Raw genomic sequence first — 1,564 nt, forward strand, 5'->3', positions numbered from 1 at the left:
TACACATAGGCGCATTACCTTCCTTTTTTATTTGTTGTGGTAACTAATAATTATAGAGGTAATTGCGCTATTTTTGTATTCAAAACATAAAAATTGGACAGATGATTTTAGTCATCAGTCCAATTTATTATAGAACCTTTATTACTAAAAAGGGACTAGCAAAACGACTAGTCCCTTTTATTTAAATATTTAAACTACGTATTTTCTTTTCTTCAAAGTAAGCTACGATACCTAATAATATTATTCCTAAAAATAAAGCTATGTAAAATACTATAAAAACGTCTGTCCAACCGCTTAATGTATATCCAAACACTTTTAAACCTTGACTTTTTGGATCAGCAATTGCTGCAAGTCCCACTTTAGCCATCGAATCTCCAAATAAATATGCAAATGATCCAGTTAATCCATTTGCTACACTAATTGCGTTCTTAGGTACAAATCCTGTTAATGATACCCCTATAAGAAGCTGTGGTCCAAATATTAATGCACCTAATGCAAATAATGAAATATTTACCATTGTTACACTAGTTGCATTAGTGTAAAACAATACAACAAAAGTAATTAAAAACATACAACCGATGGCCACTATAGCACGGCGCCCTTTTAATAAATCTGAGATGTAACCCCAAACTAAACTTGCCAATAGCGCTCCCATTTCAAAATAGAAAATGGTATTAACTGCATCTCCTTTACTAAAATGCAAATGTTCTGTTACATATAATGGCGCCCAATTATCAATACCAATTCGTACGATATATACAAAAACATTAGATACACATAAAATCCATATAACTGAATTCTTTAATATATATTTCTTAAAGATTTCCCATTTAGTCATATCTTTCGATTCAATGTTTTCTTTATCGATAGGCTCTTCCCATATATCTTCTGCACGGTTCCAACCTAATTCTTCTGGATCATCTTTTCCAATAAATAATGTTACAACTCCAATAATTAAAGCAATAAACGTTGGGAATAAAAACATCCCTATTACACTACCATGAAAAAATACGTTCGCTCCCCACAGGGCTAAACCACCAGCGATTGCTCCACCAATATTATGTGATGTGTTCCAAAAACCAAGATATCTTCCACGCTTAGTTCTTGGAGCCCATCGCGATATTGTTGAATAACTTGCAGGTCCACCAACAGATTGAAAAATCCCATTTAGTCCCCATAATACGATTAATAATCCCATTACAGAACCAAAATAACTAAGTACAAAGCCCATTGTCATCACTGAAATCGCTGATAATATTAATAAAAACGATACAATTTTCTTTGTATTTCGCCCATCAACATAATAACCTAACAATGTTTTTCCTAAGCCATATGTAATACTAAATGCTAGACCTATATAACCTAGTTCTAAAGTAGTTAGCCCTATTTCTTCTTTTAGCATTGGTTGCGCAGCTTTAAAGTTATTTCGAATTAAATACATTGCCATATATGCTAAAAATACTACAAAGAAAGCTTGTAAAAAATTTCGTAACCATAGCTTACGTTGTATCGCTAAAGGTATACCTTTATTAGGAATTTTTTTGATATGTTGAGTTGTCAATTT

At 32.2% G+C, this 1,564-nt stretch carries 1 protein-coding gene; it reads right to left on the reverse strand.

All coding sequences use genetic code 11. The annotated features are described in order from the left end of the window. Positions 1 to 181: 181 nt before the first annotated feature. Positions 182 to 1,561 (reverse strand): hexose-6-phosphate:phosphate antiporter, encoded by a 1,380-nt coding sequence (uhpT, locus tag KA858_RS12240; RefSeq protein WP_210135827.1) that lies wholly within the window; start codon positions 1,559 to 1,561, stop codon positions 182 to 184. Between the last annotated feature and the right edge of the window lie 3 nt (positions 1,562 to 1,564).

The sequence above is a fragment of the Staphylococcus sp. GDX8P80P genome (genome assembly GCF_017893095.1).
Lineage (GTDB): Bacteria > Bacillota > Bacilli > Staphylococcales > Staphylococcaceae > Staphylococcus > Staphylococcus borealis.